General features: G+C 28.7%; 15 protein-coding genes. 10 read left to right on the forward strand and 5 right to left on the reverse strand.

The genetic code is table 11. The features are described from left to right. Positions 1-127 precede the first annotated feature (127 nt). Positions 128-1,513, forward strand: coding sequence for a dipeptidase (locus ACJJVK_RS01455; RefSeq protein WP_405562468.1), 1,386 nt, complete (start codon positions 128-130; stop codon positions 1,511-1,513). A 156-nt stretch (positions 1,514-1,669) separates the two neighbouring features. After that, positions 1,670-2,848, forward strand: a complete 1,179-nt coding sequence (locus ACJJVK_RS01460) for an OmpA family protein (protein ID WP_215995751.1) — start codon at positions 1,670-1,672, stop codon at positions 2,846-2,848. An 88-nt stretch (positions 2,849-2,936) separates the two neighbouring features. Here ACJJVK_RS01460 and ACJJVK_RS01465 read toward each other — a convergent pair whose 3' ends face one another. Continuing rightward, the gene (locus tag ACJJVK_RS01465; RefSeq protein ID WP_405562470.1) at positions 2,937-3,566 is read right to left on the reverse strand and encodes a peptidylprolyl isomerase; all 630 of its coding nucleotides are present in this window, start codon (positions 3,564-3,566) and stop codon (positions 2,937-2,939) included. 109 nt (positions 3,567-3,675) lie between these two features. Between ACJJVK_RS01465 and ACJJVK_RS01470 the strand changes: the two genes are divergently transcribed. The 6 genes from ACJJVK_RS01470 (at position 3,676) to ACJJVK_RS01495 (ending at position 11,636) form a co-directional block, all read left to right on the forward strand. Beyond that, positions 3,676-4,047 (forward strand): BlaI/MecI/CopY family transcriptional regulator, encoded by a 372-nt coding sequence (locus ACJJVK_RS01470; protein ID WP_405562472.1) that lies wholly within the window; start codon positions 3,676-3,678, stop codon positions 4,045-4,047. After that, positions 4,044-6,338, forward strand: a complete 2,295-nt coding sequence (locus ACJJVK_RS01475) for a M56 family metallopeptidase (protein ID WP_405562473.1) — start codon at positions 4,044-4,046, stop codon at positions 6,336-6,338. Before ACJJVK_RS01470 ends, ACJJVK_RS01475 begins: the two co-directional genes overlap by 4 nt. A 91-nt stretch (positions 6,339-6,429) precedes the next feature. Then, positions 6,430-7,530 carry a DUF4407 domain-containing protein gene (locus ACJJVK_RS01480; protein ID WP_405562474.1) on the forward strand — a complete coding sequence of 367 codons (1,101 nt, stop codon included), beginning with the start codon at positions 6,430-6,432 and terminating at the stop codon, positions 7,528-7,530. 431 nt (positions 7,531-7,961) lie between these two features. After that, positions 7,962-9,659: a lysine--tRNA ligase gene (gene lysS / locus ACJJVK_RS01485; RefSeq protein ID WP_405562475.1), complete on the forward strand. Its 1,698-nt coding sequence runs from the start codon at positions 7,962-7,964 to the stop codon at positions 9,657-9,659. Between the two features lie 145 nt (positions 9,660-9,804). Further along, entirely contained in the window at positions 9,805-10,722 is a 918-nt protein-coding gene (locus ACJJVK_RS01490) for a glutaminase (protein WP_405562477.1), read from the forward strand. A gap of 56 nt (positions 10,723-10,778) precedes the next feature. After that, positions 10,779-11,636 (forward strand): DUF3667 domain-containing protein, encoded by an 858-nt coding sequence (locus ACJJVK_RS01495; protein WP_405562478.1) that lies wholly within the window; start codon positions 10,779-10,781, stop codon positions 11,634-11,636. On the opposite strand, the gene rsmG is transcribed toward ACJJVK_RS01495, so the two are convergent. Beyond that, positions 11,633-12,265, reverse strand: coding sequence for a 16S rRNA (guanine(527)-N(7))-methyltransferase RsmG (gene rsmG, locus ACJJVK_RS01500; protein WP_405562479.1), 633 nt, complete (start codon positions 12,263-12,265; stop codon positions 11,633-11,635). The genes ACJJVK_RS01495 and rsmG overlap by 4 nt on opposite strands. Positions 12,266-12,384: 119 nt before the next feature. Here rsmG and ACJJVK_RS01505 point away from each other — a divergent pair, with 119 nt between their 5' ends. Next, the gene (locus ACJJVK_RS01505; RefSeq protein ID WP_405562480.1) at positions 12,385-13,476 is read left to right on the forward strand and encodes a fatty acid desaturase family protein; all 1,092 of its coding nucleotides are present in this window, start codon (positions 12,385-12,387) and stop codon (positions 13,474-13,476) included. A gap of 27 nt (positions 13,477-13,503) precedes the next feature. After that, complete coding sequence (locus ACJJVK_RS01510; protein WP_215995741.1) at positions 13,504-14,691, forward strand: pyridoxal phosphate-dependent aminotransferase; 1,188 nt, start codon at positions 13,504-13,506, stop codon at positions 14,689-14,691. Between the two features lie 83 nt (positions 14,692-14,774). Here the strand turns inward: ACJJVK_RS01510 and ACJJVK_RS01515 are convergent, their stop codons facing one another. From ACJJVK_RS01515 to ftsZ, 3 genes are all read right to left on the reverse strand, one after another. Further along, positions 14,775-14,987, reverse strand: coding sequence for a hypothetical protein (locus ACJJVK_RS01515; protein ID WP_405562482.1), 213 nt, complete (start codon positions 14,985-14,987; stop codon positions 14,775-14,777). 204 nt (positions 14,988-15,191) lie between these two features. Further along, the gene (locus ACJJVK_RS01520) at positions 15,192-17,828 is read right to left on the reverse strand and encodes a T9SS type A sorting domain-containing protein (RefSeq protein WP_405562483.1); all 2,637 of its coding nucleotides are present in this window, start codon (positions 17,826-17,828) and stop codon (positions 15,192-15,194) included. A 180-nt stretch (positions 17,829-18,008) separates the two neighbouring features. Beyond that, entirely contained in the window at positions 18,009-19,898 is a 1,890-nt protein-coding gene (ftsZ, locus tag ACJJVK_RS01525) for a cell division protein FtsZ (protein ID WP_405562485.1), read from the reverse strand. Between the last annotated feature and the right edge of the window lie 56 nt (positions 19,899-19,954).

Below are 19,954 nucleotides of genomic sequence, written 5' to 3' on the forward strand. Positions count from 1 at the left end.
AATATTTTTCAACTATTGGCACTTTTATAAAATATACTAGCTATCTCTTGATCATTGCCAAAAAAAACCATGAAAAATTAATATCTTCACACTATTGATGTCAAAAATAAAAACACTTTAAAAATTTATGGATTCTATAAAAAACTATATTAAAGAACATAAAAATCGCTTTTTAACCGAACTTATTCAACTTTTAAAAATTCCATCTATTAGTGCAGATGCTTCTTATCATAAAGAAATCTTACTTTCTGCCGATTTTATTAAAAAAAGTTTAGAAAAAGCAGGTTGTGATAAAGTAGAATTATGCGACACCCCAGGAAATCCAATTATTTATGGTGAAAAAATTATTGATGCAAGTTTACCTACAGTTTTAGTATATGGTCATTATGATGTACAACCTGCAGATCCTATAGAACTGTGGAATTCTCCTCCTTTTGAACCTGTTATCAAAAAAACGGAGATTCATCCAGAAGGTGCCATTTTTGCACGTGGTTCTTGTGATGATAAAGGACAAATGTATATGCATGTTAAAGCTTTAGAATACATGACATCAACAGGAAATTTGCCTTGTAACGTAAAATTTATGATTGAAGGTGAAGAAGAAGTTGGTTCAGAAAGTTTAGCTTGGTTTGTACCAAGAAACAAAGAAAAATTAGCCAATGATGTTATTTTAATTTCTGATACAGGAATGATTGCAAACGATATTCCGTCCATAACAACTGGTTTACGTGGATTGAGTTATGTAGAAGTTGAAGTTACTGGACCAAATAGAGATTTACATTCTGGTTTATATGGAGGAGCAGTTGCAAATCCTATCAACATTTTAACCAAAATGATTGCTTCTTTACATGATGAAAATAATCATATTACAATTCCTGGTTTTTATGATAATGTAGAAGAACTATCAACTGAAGAAAGAGCAGAAATGGCAAAAGCACCTTTTTCTTTAGATGATTATAAAGATGCTTTAAAAATAGATGATGTTTATGGAGAAAAAGGTTTTTCTACAAACGAACGTAATGCAATAAGACCTACTTTAGATGTTAATGGAATTTGGGGAGGTTATACTGGTGAAGGTGCAAAAACAGTAATTGCAAGTAAAGCTTTTGCAAAAATTTCTATGCGTTTAGTTCCTAATCAAGATTGGAGAGAAATTACGGAATTATTCAAAAATCATTTTGAAAGTATTGCTCCAAAATCAGTAAAAGTAGTTGTAAAACCTCATCATGGAGGTCAAGGTTATGTAACTCCAACAAATAACATTGCTTATAAAGCAGCAAGCCAAGCTTATGAAACAACTTTTGGTAAAACTCCAATTCCTCAAAGAAGTGGAGGAAGTATACCAATTGTAGCCTTATTTGAAAAAGAACTTAAAAGTAAAACTATATTAATGGGCTTTGGGTTAAATTCAGATGCCATTCATTCTCCTAACGAGCATTTTGGAGTTTGGAATTACTTAAAGGGCATTGAAACTATTCCATATTTTTATACTAATTTCACTAAGCTTTACTAATAATTATTATCTTTGACGCAATTTAACAAGTAATTTTATCTCTTTAACGATAAAATGAAACAGTTGATAAGATAAAATTCCCCAAAATCATTAATAGTATTAATTTTGTCATTAATCAAGTAACTGAAAAAAAAATAATAAATAAACAAAAATAAGATGAAGAAAATTTACTTTGGGGCAGTATTTACATTATTGTCTTTTTTAACTCAAGCACAAGAAGATTTCGACCACTGGTCTATAGATATTGGAGGTGGATTACATCAAATTGGTTCAACTATATCTCCAGGTTATTCTGCAAATATTTTAGGGCAAGGAAGTATGGGGTATAGATATATGTTCAATGAAAAATTTGGTGTACGTTTAGACTTAGGTTACAATAGCTTTAGTGCAAACGAAAACAGTACTGCAGATTTTAAATCTAATTATTACAGAGCTTCTTTAGAAGGTGTTGTAAATTTAGGTAACCTTTTAAATTTTAAATCGTTTACTAATCGTTTTAATCTTTTAGCACATATTGGTGCAGGTGCAGCTTCTTTAAATGTTACAGAACCAACAGATAATGGTGGAGACTTAATGTATGTAATGAATTTGGGGTTAACACCACAAATTAAATTAACAGATAGGTTTTCATTATTTTTAGATATCAATTCTTTAATTCATTTTCATCAAGAAGATAATTTTGATGGTGGGGCTAATACAAGTTCAAGAGAATCTAATATTAGTTTAATGAATACTTCTATAGGTCTAAATATTGCTTTAGGTAAAAACAAGCAATCTGCTGATTTCTGGAATGAAGAATTAGATGAAGAAGTAATGGATAGCGAACTAGTTACATTAAAAAAGCGTTTAGATTCAGCTGAGAAAGAAATTGCAATCTTAAAAACAAAAGGATCTGGTCCTAATAAAGAACTTATTATGACAGAACTTGATGAAAGATATGTTAAAAAGAACGAAATTAATAAATATGCAAATGTTGTTAGTGGTTCTAATGTAGATTTTATCAAAAACTTACTAAACAGCGGTTATATTAATGTATATTTTGATACAAACAAAACTAAAATTCAGGATGGTTCATTAAACTCAGTAAATTATTTAAAACAATTTATGTTAGATAACCCTTATGTAAATGCAGAATTAATTGGTTATGCTGATGAAACTGGTACTGCTGAAAGAAACAAAACACTTTCTCAAAATAGAGCAAAAATGGTATTTGACGTTTTAGTAGCTGCAGGAATAAACCCAACAAGACTTTCTTATTTTGGTGGTGGAGAAGATACATCTGTTGCAAAAGACGCAAGACAATTAGCTAGAAAAGTTACTTTTAAAATTAAATAAATTTTAAATTTTATCATATTTAAAAAGCATCAACATTAATTTGTTGATGCTTTTTTTATATTATAAGAAACTCTAAGCTTTCTTAAAGTTATTTTTTTAAAATATAAGCTTTGGTTATATAATCTACTTTAGGAAACTTTTCTCTTAAAAACTTATTCCCAAATTTGTTTATAGAATCTTGTTTACGGCCTAATTTATCTCCATAACCATCGTAAAACTCTAAAATATTTTCTTGACCAGAAATTACTTTGGCAATTACAGGAAAACCAGTTACTCCAGAATAAGCCAATTTATCTAATCTATGATTTTCTTTTAGGTTGATAAATATTTGATTGGATCTAGAATTTACTCCTCCTCTAGCAAAAGAAATAGTCATAGAATCATTTTTCTGAACTACAGGCTCATCTATAATTTTTCTACTTTGCCAAGCTTTATTTATTAGAGTATCATTATGTAAACCAAATTGAGCAACAAAATTTGGTACAACTCTAAAAATAGCTATATCTTCATAATAATCATTTTTTATTAGTTGATACAATCTATCCACTCCATTTGGAGACCATTCTCTTTTTGCTTCAATCTCAAAATTACCTTTTGTAGTTTCAAATCTTGCTTTAAAACTAGCAGGAGCTTCTTTTTTTAACCATTTTTCATTAAACTTTTTTGCTGCACAAGAATACATTATAAGTATCGATACTAATAGTAAAATTCGTTTCATTCTATTTTTTTTATAAAACCAAAGGTATAAAAAGTAAAAACTATTTTAACTCTACGTTTGTAGAATTAAAATTTTTATTCTATGTTTGTAGAGTAAAAATATTTGAAGGATGCAATTATCAAAAACAGAAGAACAATTAATGCAATATTTATGGAAGCGTAAAAAGGCATTTTTAAAAGATTTATTAGAAGATTTTCCTGAGCCAAAACCAGCGACTACAACTGTTGCAACCCTTTTAAAAAGAATTAAAGACAAAGGTTTTATAGATTATAAATTATTTGGAAAATCTAGGGAATATTACCCAATCATAAAAAAGACAGATTATTTTTCGAAACACGTAAATAGTCTAATCAAAAACTTCTTCAATGATTCTGCAAGTCAATTTGCATCGTTTTTTACTAAAGAAACAAATTTATCTACTAATGAATTAGAAGAATTAAAAAAGGTAATAGATTCTCAAATAAAAAAACAACAAAAATGATTGCATATCTTTTAAAATCAGCAACTTGTTTAGCATTACTTCTTGCATTCTATTACTTAGTTTTAGAAAGAGAGAAAATGCATAATTTTAATCGATTCTATTTAATAGGTAGTATATTCTTTTCATTTTTAGCTCCTTTATATATTATTTATGTTGATGCTACTCCTATCATTATTGAGAATGTTTCAGCCGGAAATATAACTTACGATATTGAAAATATCTCATCAGAAATTATTATTGAGAACCCTATTGATTACAAATCAATTTTAGTCACCATTTATTTTATAATATCAACAATATTATTCATTCGTTTATGTAAAAATTTATTTAACATAATTCATAAAACAAGAAAAAACACAGCAATTCCTTTTGAAAAAGCAATTTTAATTTTGGTTAATGATAAAATATTACCTCATACTTTTTGGAACTATATTTTCATCAATAAAAATGATTACGAAAACAAAAAGGTTGAAAAAGAACTTTTTACACACGAGCTAACACACGTTACACAAAAACACACACTAGATATATTACTCTTAGAATTATTACAAGCCATTTTTTGGGTAAACCCTTTCTTTATTTTGCTAAAAAAAGCGGTGCAACTAAACCATGAATTTTTGGCAGATGAGAGTGTAATTCATCAACATAAAAACACAATCCAATATCAGCATTTATTAGTAAATAAAGCTGCTTGGAAAAACGAATATTACTTGGCCAGTAATTTGAATTATTCACTTACTAAAAAAAGATTAAAAATGATGACCACACAAAGTTCGCACACAAAAATCTTGTTAAAAAAACTGGCGGTAATTCCGTTATTAGCAGGATTTGTTTACCTCTTTGCAGAAAGAGTTGAAGCGCAAGAAGTACAAGAAATTGTAGAAAACCCAATAGAGACTATTGAAGAACAACTTAATTCAAAAGAAGGATACCCTATTAAAACAGGGTTTATAGAAATTAAAAACAACAAATATTTTTATGTAGATGTAAATAAATCTATTAAATATTATAATAAAAATGGAATATTGAGTGATAAAAATGGTAAAACATTATCAAATAAAAAAGCAAATGCAAGTGAAATTCTACCAGATAATTACATAACAAAAACATACTTAAATAATAAAGTATTCTGTGAGTTTCTAGATGATAAACCAAGTGAAAAAGCTAAATGGCAAAAATTATCTGATGTAGATACTATACAAATTATTGAAGTTATAGAAGAAAAGAAGCCAAAAGAAATTGAAATAAAAGAGCAAAAAAAGAAATATAATTCTCCAAGCAGTAATGGTTCTCAACAAAGTTTTAATGATATTAAGTTAGCGGATGTTAAAAAACTATATGCAAAAATAAATTCAACAAGTAATGTTTATAACAGAAAAAATAAATATTACGAAGAATTACGTTTAGAAAAACCACATTTTGTAAAAAGTACTAAAGAAAGACAAAAACAATTAGAAAAATTATTTTCAGAATTAGGGAGTTTGTACTTTAAATTATCAAAAGAAAATAAAGAAAAAGCTAAAAGACCTATTCATCCCTATGATCCTTATTTAAAATTAAGAAAAAACAATAAAGTATTTTATAAATTAAGAAAAGAATTAACAGAAGAAGACAAATTATTAATTCCACCTCCACCACCTGTTCCAAATGCATCAGAAGAAGAAATTTTAAGAGCGAAAAAAGCTTATGAAGCTTGGAAAAAAAGGACTGGAAATGACTTTGCTCCTCTACCTCCACCAAATAATCATTTAGACCAAGTGATTGAAATGGCAAAAAAAGGAGCCGAATTTTATTATGAAAAAGAGCCTATAAATTCTGATAAAGCAATAGCCTTATTAAAAGAGAATAAAAGTTTAACCATACACTCAGAAAGCACAAATAATAGCAATTATAAAGTATGGATTTCAAATACATCACTAAAGAATAAACCATCAGAGAAAGGAACAATAAGTATTCACAACAGCACAAATAAAGTAGTGAAAACAAAATTTTCTATCATTCTTGAAAAAGATCAAGAACAAATTAAAATGATTTGTAAAAAAGGATGTGAATGGAAAGAATTAAATTTTAAGCTGAATCTAAAAACTCCTCAAATTGTAAATAAATATGGGTTAAACGAAGTGAATCAAAGAAATAAAGATGATTCTTTTTACTTAGTTCTATTACAAGATAAAGGCACTTTTGATATGAAAAGCACAAAAAACACAAAGTGGAAAGGCGTTAGTGGGTCTTCTAATGAAAAGATGAAACTACTAATTAATGAAAATAAAGTGAAATCTATAATTAAATAAACAGTTTATAAGCCTCGAAAATTTGAGGCTTTTTTTTATGTAACAAATTCGCTTTTAAAACGTTGTATTTATACATTTAAATACAAAACTTTTGCTTAAAAATTTCTTTCTTACCTGTTCTGGAGTTGATAAAAATTTAATTAACGAGTGTTCTAATGGAGAACAAAATAAATATGTTGGTATTGGTGCCACAGTTTTTTTTACAGCAATTATGGCAATTATTGCTGGTTCATATGCTTTATACACTGTTTTCGATAATTTGTATAGTGCTATTTTCTTCGGATTAATTTGGGGATTGTTAATCTTTAATTTAGACAGGTTTATAGTCTCTACCATTAAAAAAACAGATTCTAAATGGAAAGAATTTACACAAGCAACTCCTAGAATAATTTTGGCAATTATTATTGCAACTGTTATTTCTAAACCTTTAGAATTAAAATTGTTCGAAAAAGAAATCAATCAGGTTTTGTTGACAGAAAAAAACCAAATGACTTTGGACAACAAATCTCAAATTGCACAACAATTTATACCAGAGATTGATAAAATAAACGCTGAAATTGAAGTGCTTCAACAAGAAATTATTAGTAAAGAAAATGAAACCAATAATTTGTACGAGATTTATATTTCTGAAGCAGAAGGTACAACTGGAACAAAAAAATTAGGCAAAGGACCCGTTTACAAAGAAAAAAGAGCAAAACACGACGCTTCTTTATTGGCTTTACAGCAACTGAAAAAAGAAAACTCAGCTAAAATTGAACAAAAAGAAAGTACAATTGCTTCTTTAATAGAAAATCAAAAGTTGGCAGAAACAAAATCGCAACCCATAATTTCTAATTTTGATGGATTAATGGCAAGAATTAATGCTTTAGGTGAGTTACCATTCTTTACATCTTTTTTTATTTTCTTGCTGTTTTTGGCTATTGAAACATCTCCAATTATTGCAAAATTATTAGCGCCAAAAGGTGAATATGATTTTAAACTCGAAGAAAAATTATCTGCTGTTAAAACTTGGGCAACTCAACAAATGCAACAAAGAGAACAAATGTTAAATGCTGATATTACTATAGATAATAAAGTTTATAAAGATATAACTGCTGATGAAGAATTGTACAACTACAAACAAAAAATGGCAAGAGAGTTAATGAAATTACAGGCAGATTCGTTTTATAAAAAACAACAGAAAATGTTATAAAAAATAGTATTCTTCTTTAAGATTCGAATAACCTTAAAAACTTCAATAACACATCAAACAAGTTTAGCCCAGATTGAATGGCTTGTTTAAGCTCTTTTTGTTTTTACAAAAAAGCGAGTAATGAAAGCTGGAAATAGCTACAAATAATATATATAAAAGTCTCGTTTCTAAAAGAGTATAAAAAAGGTGTAAAAACAAAAAAAGCGTCCCTTTATAGGGAAGCTTTCCATTGGTTAACAAAACCACGACACTTTTACTAAAGTGCCAAAACAACACAACTAAATGTTACTTTAACAAAAAGCAACATGCAAATATACACTGTTTTTAATTATCAAGAAATAATTATCTGTTTTTTTACAATTTTCTCAATTGTCTATTTACTCATAGATTGTATCTTTGTTGCCTTTATTTAACACTAGAATTATAAGCAAATGCAATTATCAGAACAAGAAGTTGTACGTAGAGAGAAACTCGAAAAATTAAGAGATTTGGGTATAAACCCTTATCCAGCAGATTTATTTCCAATAAATTCAAATTCGAAGGAAATAAAACAGGAGTTTACTGAAGAAAAACAGGTAATTATTGCTGGTAGACTAATGTCTAGAAGAATACAAGGTAAAGCGTCTTTTGCTGAATTACAAGATGGTGAAGGTAGAATACAAGTGTATTTTAATCGTGATGAAATCTGTAAAGGTGAAGATAAAACGTTGTACAATGACGTTTATAAAAAATTACTAGATATTGGTGATTTTATAGGTATTGAAGGTACGTTATTTACTACAAAAGTTGGTGAAAAAACAGTAATGGTTAACAATTTTAAATTGCTTTCTAAGGCTTTAAAACCACTACCATTACCAAAAGTAGATGCAGAAGGTAACACTTTTGATGCTTTTAACGATCCTGAAATGCGTTATAGACAACGTTATGCAGATTTAGTGGTAAATCCGCATGTAAAAGAAGTATTTGTAAAAAGAACAAAATTGTTTAATGCAATGCGTTCTTTCTTTAATGATGCTGGTTATTTTGAAGTTGAAACTCCGGTTTTACAACCAATTCCTGGTGGTGCAGCAGCAAGACCTTTTATTACACATCATAATTCTTTAGACATACCTCTTTATATGAGAATTGCTAACGAATTGTATTTAAAAAGACTAATTGTTGGTGGTTTTGATGGTGTTTATGAATTCTCTAAAAACTTTAGAAATGAAGGAATGGATAGAACTCATAATCCTGAATTTACAGCCATGGAAATCTATGTTTCTTACAAAGATTACAACTGGATGATGGATTTCTGTGAGCAACTTTTAGAGCATTGTGCAATTGCTGTAAACGGAACTTCTGAAGCTACTTTTGGTGAGCACAAAATAGACTTTAAAGCGCCTTATGCTAGAGTTACTATGGCAGATTCTATTAAACATTTTACTGGTTTTGACATTACAGGAAAAACAGAAGATGAAATTAGAACAGCTGCTAAAAGCATGAATATTCCTGTGGATGAAACAATGGGGAAAGGAAAATTAATTGATGAAATTTTTGGTGAAAAATGTGAAGGAAACTACATTCAGCCAACTTTTATTACAGATTATCCAAAAGAAATGTCTCCACTTTGTAAAGAACACAGAGACAACCCAGAATTAACAGAGCGTTTTGAATTGATGGTTTGTGGTAAAGAAATTGCAAATGCATATTCTGAATTAAATGACCCAATTGACCAACGTGAGCGTTTTGAACATCAACTAAAATTAGCAGCAAAAGGAGATGATGAAGCAACAGAATTTATTGATCAAGACTTTTTACGTGCTTTAGAATACGGAATGCCACCAACTTCTGGAATGGGAATTGGAATGGATAGATTAATAATGTTTTTAACAAATAACCAATCTATACAAGAAGTGTTATTTTTTCCGCAAATGAGACCAGAAAAAAAAGCTCCTTCTATAGAACTGAATGATGAGGAAAAAGCGGTTTTAGAAATTATTACAAAAGCAGAAAAAATAGAATTAGTTGCATTAAAAACACAATCTGGTTTATCTAACAAAAAGTGGGATAAAACCATTAAAGGCTTAACTAAAAAAGATGTTGCAAAGGTTTCTAAAACTGATGAAGGTTTGTTTGTAGAAATTGTTTAACAATTACTAATTCTGATTTTTTTTCAGAATCTATAAAATATTAAGAAGGGATTACAGCAATGTAGTTCCTTTTTTTGATTTCTTATTTGTTGTTTCTTAACAAATATTCTAATACGTTTGCAAGTACTAATTCTATAAATAATCAATGGAAAATTATAAAGAAGTAATTGAATGTGTTTATGATGATTTAAAACACATAAACGATACAGGTAAAGTTGCAGATTATATACCAGAATTGGCGTTTGTAGATTCTAATAATTTTGGAATTAGTATAACTACAATTGATAAACAAAACTTTGGAGTTGGAGATTTTGAAAAAAAATTTTCTATACAAAGTGTATCTAAAATTCTTTCATTAACCTTAGCGTATAAATTTGAAGGCGCAAAATTATGGGACAGAGTAGATGTAGAACCTTCTGGAAATCCGTTTAATTCTCTTTTGCAATTAGAAGCCGATTTTGGGAAACCTAGAAACCCATTTATAAATGCAGGAGCCATTGTTATTTGTGATGTTTTAGTTAGTCATTTAAAAAATCCGAAGAAAGAATTTTTAGAATTTTGCAGAGAAATCTCAAACAATCAAAACATTAATTACAATGAAAAAGTTGCTGAATCTGAAAAAACATCTGGTTTTAGAAACGTCGCTTTATGTAATTTTATTAAATCTTTTGGCAATATTAAAAATGATGTAGATGATGTTTTAGATTTCTATTTTCATATTTGCTCTATAGAAATGACTTGTAAAGAGCTCTCAGAAATTTTCCTTTTTTTAACTGATGACCAGTATACAAACAAAAAAGGAGAAAGTATACTTACTGAAAGCCAGGCAAAAAGAATAAATGCAATAATGCTTACTTGTGGTTTTTACGATGAATCTGGTGAGTTTGCCTTTAGAGTTGGTTTACCAGGTAAAAGTGGTGTTGGTGGTGGTATTGTTGCCATTCATCCTGATGAATATTGCATTACAGTTTGGAGCCCAAAATTAAATAAAAAAGGGAATTCTTATAAAGGAATGCTATTTTTAGAAAAATTTACTACTAAAACAGCTTCTTCTATTTTTTAAAAAACTAAAATTCAATTATTTAAAGTTAAAATAATTTTATTTTTATCTTTGGTTTTATGAATTGTAAAAACTGCCAAAATCCTTTAAAAGAAAATGCACATTTTTGTGAAAATTGTGGAGCTAAAGTAGTTACAGATAAAATTACTTTTAAAAATCTGTTTTTAGATTTTTTTATAAATGTTTTCGGTTTTGATAGTACTTTTTTTCTAACAATGAGAACTATTTTAATTACTCCTGAAAAAATTCTAAAGGAATATTTAGGTGGAGTTCGCAAACGCTATATGAATCCGTTTGCATTTTTAGCAGTTTCTGCTGGTATTTCTCTTTTAGTTTTCAATTATTTTGCTGATGATTTTATTGCTATCAATAAATCTGTAAACACAAGTCAATTAATTCAACTAGAAAAAGACACCAAAATTGACACTTCTAAAATGATAGATCTGTCTGAAAAAGAAAAAAGCAAATTAGAAAGAAGAAAAAAAACTGCAGAAATGCAATTGAAGTTGAATGATGGTATAATGCAATTTATGCTTCGTTATTTAAATCTTTTAACTTTTGTATTTTTATTTATACTTGCTATTTTAAGTAAATGGACCTTTTGGAAACCTTATAATTATGGTGAACATTTAGTGATTAATGCTTACATATATGGTTTTGCTAATTATTTAACTTTAATCTTATTTTTCTTAGCAATTGCCTTTTATCCTTCTATATACTTTTACAGTACTTTACTTTATATACTATTTTATATCTATGCTTTTGGTAGATTTTTTAAAGTGTCTATTTGGAAAAATTTTCTAAGAACACTAAAGTTTTTATTTGGTTTAGCAGTTGTTTGTTTAATACTATTTATAATTACTACTATTATAGTTTTGCTTTTGAGTGTTATGGGAGTTATAGATTTTGCTGTTTAATTCGCTTTATACTTCATACCTAAATGCACCACTTTTTTAGTTTCAAAAAATGGTTCATCAAAATAATTAGGCAAATCGTAAATGGTTGCAGAAGTATATAGTTTTAATTCTTCTGATAAATCACCACCTTTTAAATATAGAATTCCGTTTTTTAAATCGTGATTTTGCTTTTTGGCAATTTTACCTTTATTCCACCTTACAAAAGTTTCCATTTGGGCAACTGCTCTACTCACTATAAAATCGTAAGTATCTTTTACCTCTTCTACTCTACCATGTGTTGTTTTTACATTTTCTAATCCTAAACCTACCACAACTTCATCTACCACTTTTATTTTTTTACCAATAGAATCTACTAAATGAAACTGTGTTTCTGGAAACAAAATTGCCAAAGGAATACCTGGAAAACCACCACCTGTACCAACATCCATTACTTTTGCTCCTGGTTTAAATTGCATTACTTTAGCAATCCCTAAAGAATGCAAAACGTGTCTTAAATACAGCTCATCAATATCTTTTCTAGAAACTACGTTTATTTTCAAGTTCCAATCTTCATATAAATCTTGTAATTTAGAAAATTGCTTAATTTGATTTTCAGATAAATCTTTAAAATATTTGTGTATAATTTCCATGAATAATAAAATTTGTAATGCAAAAATAGTTATTTGTTACTTACAATTCTTTACAAAAGCTGACGTTTATCATATACAGCAATGTAAAATATCTTATTTTTGCTAACTTTAATAAATATATGAATACAATAAAATTTTCTAGAGTAGATAAAGCTAAGTTTTTTAGAACTCTAAATAAAAGAGTAAATACTTACTTTAAAGAAAATAATATAAAAAGAACAGGGAACTGGAAACTATATACAAAAGCAATTGTAATGTTTTCTTTATTTTTAATTCCTTTTATATTAATACTAACAGTTTCTATGCCTCAATGGGTTATGGCACTTTTAATGGTAATTACTGGTGTTGGAATGGCTGGTGTTGGTATGAATGTAATGCATGATGCTAATCATGAATCTTTTTCTAAAAGAAAATGGGTTAATAAATTAATGGGGAGCAGCATTTATATTTTAGCTGGTAATGTTTATAATTGGAAAGTACAACACAATGTTTTACATCATACTTTTACTAATGTAGAAGGCCATGATGAAGATATAGATGCTGGTAGAATTATCCGTTTTTCATTACATTCTAAATGGTTAAAAATTCATAAAATTCAGAAATATTATTCTATATTTTTATACGGATTACTAACCATAAATTGGGCAATAACTACAGATATAAAACAAATGCGTAGTTATTTAAAACGCAAATTATCTTATGGTAAGTTTCCTAATCCAAAAGTAGAATGGACTAAATTAGTGATTTCTAAAATTGCATACTATGCACTTTGGATAGTTTTACCAATCTTGGTTTTAGACATTGCTTGGTGGAAAGTTTTAATAGGCTTTTTTGTAATGCACTATACTGCAGGTATGATTTTGAGTTTGGTTTTTCAATTAGCACACATTGTACCTAATACAGAAATGCCTCTTCCTGATGAAAATGGAAATTTAGAACACACTTGGGCAGTCCATCAATTATACACCACAAGTAACTTTGCACCAAGCAATTGGCTTGTAAATTTTTATACTGGAGGCTTAAATCATCAAGTTGAACATCATATTTTTCCACACATTTCTCATGTACATTATAGTAAATTAGCTAAAATTGTAAAAGAAACAGCTAATGAATTTAATTTGCCCTATAATGAATATCAAACAATGAGAAAAGCTATTATAGAGCACTTTAAACACTTAGGTGTTTTAGGACAAGAACCTGAATTAGCGTAAACAAAATTTCAACAATTTACATTTAAAATGACACATCCATTATCGGACAGAATTAACAGCTTGCCAGCGTCTCAGACATTAGCAATGGCTGCTAAAGCAAGAGAATTAAGAGCAGAAGGAAAAGATATTATTGGTTTAAGTTTAGGAGAACCTGACTTTAACACACCAGATTTTATTAAAGATGCTGCTATTGATGCTATTAATGAAAACTATAATTCTTACACACCTGTAGATGGTTATGGAGAATTAAAAGAAGCAATTTGTACAAAATTTAAACGAGACAACGATTTAGATTACAAACCAAGTCAAATTGTAGTATCTACAGGAGCTAAACAATCTATTGCAAATATTGCACAAGTTTTATTAAACCCTGGAGATGAAGTTTTATTACCTGCACCTTATTGGGTTAGTTATTCTGCAATTGCAACTTTATGTGAAGCTTCTTTTGTAGAAATCCCTTCTTCTATTGATACTGATTTTAAAATTACACCAGAACAATTAGAAGCTGCTATTACTCCTAAATCTAAAATGATTTTCTTTAACTCACCAAACAACCCTAGTGGAACTATTTATAGTGAAGCTGAGTACAGAGCATTGGCTGCAGTTTTAGAAAAATATCCGCAGATTTATGTTTTATCTGATGAAATTTACGAACATATTAACTACGACACAAAACCTTTTAGTTTTGCAGCTATAGAAAGTATGTACGATAGAACTATAACTGTAAATGGTTTAGCTAAAGCATTTGCAATGACTGGTTGGAGAATTGGTTATATTGGCGCTCCAGAATGGATTGCTAAGGCGTGTACAAAAATGCAAGGGCAAATAACTTCTGGTACAAACTGTATTGCACAAAGGGCTGCAATTACTGCTGTATTAGCTCCAATAAATAAAATTCAATATATGGTAGACGAGTTTAAAACTCGTAGAGATATTATTATTGGCTTATTAAGAGAAATAGAAGGATTTAAAGTAAATGTACCTGAAGGTGCTTTTTATGTTTTTCCTGATGTTTCTGCATTTTTTGGTAAAACTATTGATGGCGTAAAAATTGAAACTGCCAGCGATTTTTCTTTATTTATTTTAGAAAAAGCTAATGTTGCCACTGTAACTGGTGATGCTTTTGGTGCACCAGATTGTATTAGAATTTCTTATGCAGCTTCTGAATTACAAATTAGAGAAGCAGTTAAGAGAATTAAAGAGGCTTTAAGTTAGTCTTAAACCTAAATAATTTTCGCATATTAAAAATAAAAATCCATCTAAAAAGATGGATTTTTATTTTTACAAATACTTTTTAATTAATAAACAATTTTAATTATTGCTACAAAAAACAAAGCAACTCTTAATATAGTACCTGTTTGGCTTTGTACATGATCTTGATGACTTTCTATTATAGATTTAAAATTAGATAATGTAGCTCTTTTAGAGGCTGAAATACCTTGTTTAATTTCTCTTTTATAAGTTGATGTTAAAATTCCTCTTTCTGTTGTGTTTGTGTATATTGATTTCATAAGGTTTGGTTAAATTGATTACATACTTAAGACGAGATATAATTTATTTTGTTACAAGCTAAACAACAAACAATCAGCCCAAAAAATCATTTTTTATAGCATTGATGGTTTACGAGCATCAGAAAAAAAATCAAAATAAAACAAAAAAACCACCAAAAAGATAAACTTTTTGATGGTTAAATTTAATATTAACTATTTATTAAACTAATCTACTACCAATTTACTTGCAGTATAATTTCTATAATCATTAGAGACTTTTACTAAATATAAACCTCTTTTTAAGCCTTGTCTAAACAATTCTATACTATTATTCCCTATCTGAGTTTCTACTTCTACTCTTCTAATTAAAGCACCTGTTAAAGAATACACTTCAATTTTAGTTTTAGTATCTATTTCTGAATAAAAACGAATATTAGTTTTTGTACTTAAAGGATTAGGGTAAATGATGCTTTCATTTTCAGCAATAACCTCAGATCCTACACTTAAAGCTTGTTGTGTAAACTCAATGTTTTTTAGTTCCAATTCTTTATCAACCGCTGTTTGTCCATCAGAAGACATCGTAAAGACCATATTTACAGCATCACTTAAATCTATATCACCTTCTGTTGTTGATTTAAAATAAGAATAAGGTATTGCATAATGTGTTTCTCCTTCTGTTAATGTAATTGTTGTTCTAAATTGGCTCTCCCAAGCATCTACGCTTTCTTTAAGTATTGTAATTTCTATATCTCCTGTTCCACTTGCATCAAACTCTAAAACATCGTATTCTGATAAATCTAATGCTGTAAATCTTGGTGTAAAAGATCTAAAGACTGCAACATATTCACTTGTATTTGCTTTTAAAGAAATGTTTCTTTCTACTCTATAACCACTTCCTGTATAAACATTATCGTTTTGAGATATTGTAAACTCTGTTACAGTTGTACCTGCAGGTGAATCGTCTTTACCCCAAACACCATCAGACATAAACAAATCATCAGGAGTTAAATTAAACTCATTTTCAATTCTAAAACCTATATCAAAAATGTTTCCTGTTTCTATTGTTACGTGTTCTATATAGTTACCATTTAATTGAATTGTATTATTAAAGTATTCTGTATCTGAAGTTTCTGTTCTTTTAAAACCAGCATCTATTACTGCAGAAGAACTTCTTCTAACATTAATTAATTCTAACTCTAATTTTCCGTTTACATATTCACCTTTTTTAACAAATATTGGTGGTGGAGATGATGTATCGTAATTTGTAATTGGCTTTTGTACTTCGAATAACTCTAATGCTTCATGACCAAGTGTTAATAAATCATCTATACTACTTGCCCAAATTTGGAAGTTGTAATATGTTGCACCTGCTTCGTATTTATCTATATTCCAATGGCTATCAATTTGAAAGTTTTCGTCATTATTAATTAATCTACCAGAAAAACTTAAAACAAATTCTTTACTACCATTACTATTTTTTATAATTGATTTTATAAAATGAACCCCTTCTCCTTCTCCATTTTCATCACTTTCTTGAAATAACTCAATTGTAGAGACAGATAATAATTCTGCACCTAATAAACGATCACAAATAAACTTAGTATGTTCATAAACACCATCTTCTGTTTTAGTTGCTAAGACTACTGCTATAGTTTCGTTATTTTTCACATAATCTAAAGAATATAATTCTGTAGCATTTGTAATATCAACTAAATCTGTAGCAGAAGATTCTACTGCTGTTGCACCCTCTATTACATCTAAAGGAATTAAATCTTGTAAAGCAATATTTTCATTTTTTGCTATGGATGTTTTATATTTTTTAGTCTTTACTACTTTTTTAGCAGTTTGAATATCAAATTTATGATTGCCTTTTACTCTTAAATAATTTCTCTGATTAATTTTTTGTGATAAACGATCGTTACTTTCTAAACCACCATCATTACCACTAGAAACTTCTGGTAAAATAACTGGGCATTCTGCAACACCAGAACAAGAAGGATCATCACAATCTGTTAAACCATCTCCATCATCATCTAAACCATTAATACAATCTTCTTGTGGTACAGGAGCTGTAGGACATCTTGCACCATCATTAGAGCTACTAGAAGGTCCGAATGCAAAAAGATTAGAATCCATTGTATCTCCTGATTCTAAAGATTGTACATCTTTAATTACATATACTGTACCTGTTTGATTTGCTGATACATAAAAACGACCAGAAGCATCAAAATAAACGGCTCCATAATGATAATCTAATCCTGTTAATATTGGCACTTCACCTAAATCTACAATTTCACTTGTTGTTCCATTTATTCTATATAAATGATTTGTACCTTTTTCTACAGTATATAAATGCCCATCTACAGCATTAAATGCCCAATCATGAATACTTAAATTTACAGAAAATGTTCCTTGACTTATAAATTTTGTATAATTTTCAGAATCTGGATTTAAATCAATTGTATAATAAATTTTTCCTCCTCCTTTTAAATAATAGATTCCTTCTGAACTAACATCTCCTATATATCTACTAGAAGTAGGCAATTCATCAATATAAAAACTTTCTACATTAAAATTCTTTCCAATTCTTACAATTGTTTTAGAAGGAGTAGCTACTGACCCCCAAATGTACCCATCTGTAGGATTGTAACCTACAGCATTAACATTGCCTTCAGTAACATTTTCTTTTATTAAATAAGAGCTTCCTGAAGCTAAATCTAATGCATAAATATCATTTCTTTGAAATAAATATGCATTATAATCGCAACTAAAAGGTTCGTCTTGTGCATACCCGAAAAATCCTACTAAAAGAATTAATACGAATAGTTTAAATGTTTTGGTTTTTTTTTGTGTTGTTTTCATTGTCCTAGATTTTGGTCAAAGATACAGAGTGGACTAACTATAAAACTTTAAAAAAAGTTGCTTTACTTTAAAGTGTCGACTAACGGTATAATTGGGGGTTATTACTTGTTTGATAACAATTTACAAAAAAAAGTCACATCAAAACGATGTGACTTTTATAATTTAATGAAAACTTAAAAATTAATCTACATTATCATGTAAAAAAGAGTTATTTGATTTAAAATCAATACTTTCTTCATCTTTTTTTAACGCTGTTTTAGTTTTACTTGTAGTCATATTCTTATCTAAATCTACTCCTAGTCTTTTATAAGCTGGCTGACGTTCTATTTCGTCTATGTTTTTATTTAAGTTTTCTTTAAAGTCGTAATTAAATTTTTTCATATTCTTACGTCTTTCTTCTGCTCTTTTTTGCAACTCATTTATAGTTAAATCCATAGGAGAAACTTCTTCACTTAAAGTTTCTATATTATTAACTTCATTTGGAGTAGCTGATTTTAGCTCAAACTTAATTTCTTCTTCTGCAATTTTTCTTTCTTCAGTAATTCTAGAACTCTTACCAATTGTTGGTTCTGCTGCAAAATCTTCTAAAACGTAACGTGTTTCTTTTTTTGCTACAATTTCTGTTGCTCCAAACACTTCAATATTATTAACATTTACTTCCTTTTCTTCGTTTGTAATGCTAAATTTTATTTCATCGTCTTTTGTAACTTCTGTGTAAGAATTTAAAGGCAAATCAAACAACAAATCAGTTTGTATAGGTTTTGGCTCTTCTTCTATTTTTTCTTGTTTAACAATATCAGTAATAATAAAGTCATCCTCAGAAATTATAGTATTAGAAACTTCTTCGAATTCTACTGGCATACTTGCAATAATAGCATTCGTTTTTACTAAATCCATTTTAGGTTTAGTATCCTCTACTTCTTCAACTAAAGTATGTACTATTTTTTCTTCTGCTCTATTTGTAGCTAAAGGTGTATTTATTGTTGGTTGCTTTGTAATTGTTTTTTCTGCAAAATTATAAGTTGCTTTTTGCTCATCTTCTAATGTGTGAATTACTTTTTTAACCTCTGTATTTGTAATTGTACTTTGTTGATCTGCAGCAAAACCTGTGGCAACAATGGTAACAGAAATAGCATCTCCTAATTCTTCATCTTCTCCAATACCCATAATAATGTTGGCATCATAACCAGCTTCATCTTGAATATAATCATTAATTTCTCCTATTTCATCTAATGTAACTTCACTAGTACCAGAAACTATTAACAACAATACATTTTTGGCTCCTGTAATTTTATTATCATTTAATAAAGGTGAATCTAAGGCTTTAACAATTGCATTTTTGGCTCTTGTTTCTCCTTCTTCTTTTGCAGAACCCATAATTGCTGTACCACTATTAGATAGTACAGTTTTAGCATCATGTAAATCAATATTTTGTTTATAGTGATGTGTAATAACTTCTGCAATACCTTTAGATGCAGTAGATAAAACCTCATCAGCTTTAGAGAAACCAGCTTTAAAACCTAGATTTCCGTAAACTTCTCTTAATTTATTATTGTTTATAACAATTAAAGAATCTACATTTTGGCGCAGTTGATCAATTCCTAATTGTGCTTGTTTTGTACGTCTTTTACCTTCAAAAGCGAATGGCATTGTTACAATACCAACCGTTAAAATATCCATATCTTTTGCAATTTTTGCAATTATAGGTGCAGCTCCTGTACCTGTACCACCACCCATACCAGCAGTAATAAATACCATTTTTGTTTGGGTATTTAACATTTGCTGTACTTCTTGCATACTTTCTTTAGCAGCTTGTGCTCCAATTTCTGGATTTGCACCTGCACCCAAACCTGAAGTAAGGTTTGCACCTAATTGAATTTTATTAGGAATAGGGCTATTTTCTAGAGCTTGTGCATCTGTATTACAGATTACAAAATCTACTCCGTTAATGTGTTGCTTAAACATGTGGTTTACAGCATTGCTACCTCCACCACCAACACCAATTACTTTTATGGTGTTCGATTGTGTTTTTGGCATATCAAATAAAATGTTATCAAATTCTGCGCTCATAATAACGTTTATCTTTTTAAATTTATATTGTTGTTTGTTCTTTCTATTATTCTTTA

The sequence above is a fragment of the Polaribacter sp. Asnod6-C07 genome, from assembly GCF_045063625.1.
GTDB classification, from domain to species: Bacteria; Bacteroidota; Bacteroidia; order Flavobacteriales; family Flavobacteriaceae; genus Polaribacter; species Polaribacter vadi_A.

Excerpts from the sequence above, each read along its gene's own strand:
- ACJJVK_RS01510 (WP_215995741.1), top strand. The coding sequence starts at position 13,504 with ATGACACATCCATTATCGGACAGAATTAACAGCTTGCCAGCGTCTCAG.
- ACJJVK_RS01505 (WP_405562480.1), top strand. The coding sequence starts at position 12,385 with ATGAATACAATAAAATTTTCTAGAGTAGATAAAGCTAAGTTTTTTAGA.
- ACJJVK_RS01515 (WP_405562482.1), bottom strand. The coding sequence starts at position 14,987 with ATGAAATCAATATACACAAACACAACAGAAAGAGGAATTTTAACATCA.
- ACJJVK_RS01455 (WP_405562468.1), top strand. The coding sequence starts at position 128 with ATGGATTCTATAAAAAACTATATTAAAGAACATAAAAATCGCTTTTTA.
- ACJJVK_RS01520 (WP_405562483.1), bottom strand. The coding sequence starts at position 17,828 with ATGAAAACAACACAAAAAAAAACCAAAACATTTAAACTATTCGTATTA.
- ACJJVK_RS01470 (WP_405562472.1), top strand. The coding sequence starts at position 3,676 with ATGCAATTATCAAAAACAGAAGAACAATTAATGCAATATTTATGGAAG.
- ACJJVK_RS01465 (WP_405562470.1), bottom strand. The coding sequence starts at position 3,566 with ATGAAACGAATTTTACTATTAGTATCGATACTTATAATGTATTCTTGT.
- ACJJVK_RS01495 (WP_405562478.1), top strand. The coding sequence starts at position 10,779 with ATGAATTGTAAAAACTGCCAAAATCCTTTAAAAGAAAATGCACATTTT.
- ACJJVK_RS01460 (WP_215995751.1), top strand. The coding sequence starts at position 1,670 with ATGAAGAAAATTTACTTTGGGGCAGTATTTACATTATTGTCTTTTTTA.
- rsmG (WP_405562479.1), bottom strand. The coding sequence starts at position 12,265 with ATGGAAATTATACACAAATATTTTAAAGATTTATCTGAAAATCAAATT.
- ftsZ (WP_405562485.1), bottom strand. The coding sequence starts at position 19,898 with ATGAGCGCAGAATTTGATAACATTTTATTTGATATGCCAAAAACACAA.
- ACJJVK_RS01490 (WP_405562477.1), top strand. The coding sequence starts at position 9,805 with ATGGAAAATTATAAAGAAGTAATTGAATGTGTTTATGATGATTTAAAA.
- lysS (WP_405562475.1), top strand. The coding sequence starts at position 7,962 with ATGCAATTATCAGAACAAGAAGTTGTACGTAGAGAGAAACTCGAAAAA.
- ACJJVK_RS01475 (WP_405562473.1), top strand. The coding sequence starts at position 4,044 with ATGATTGCATATCTTTTAAAATCAGCAACTTGTTTAGCATTACTTCTT.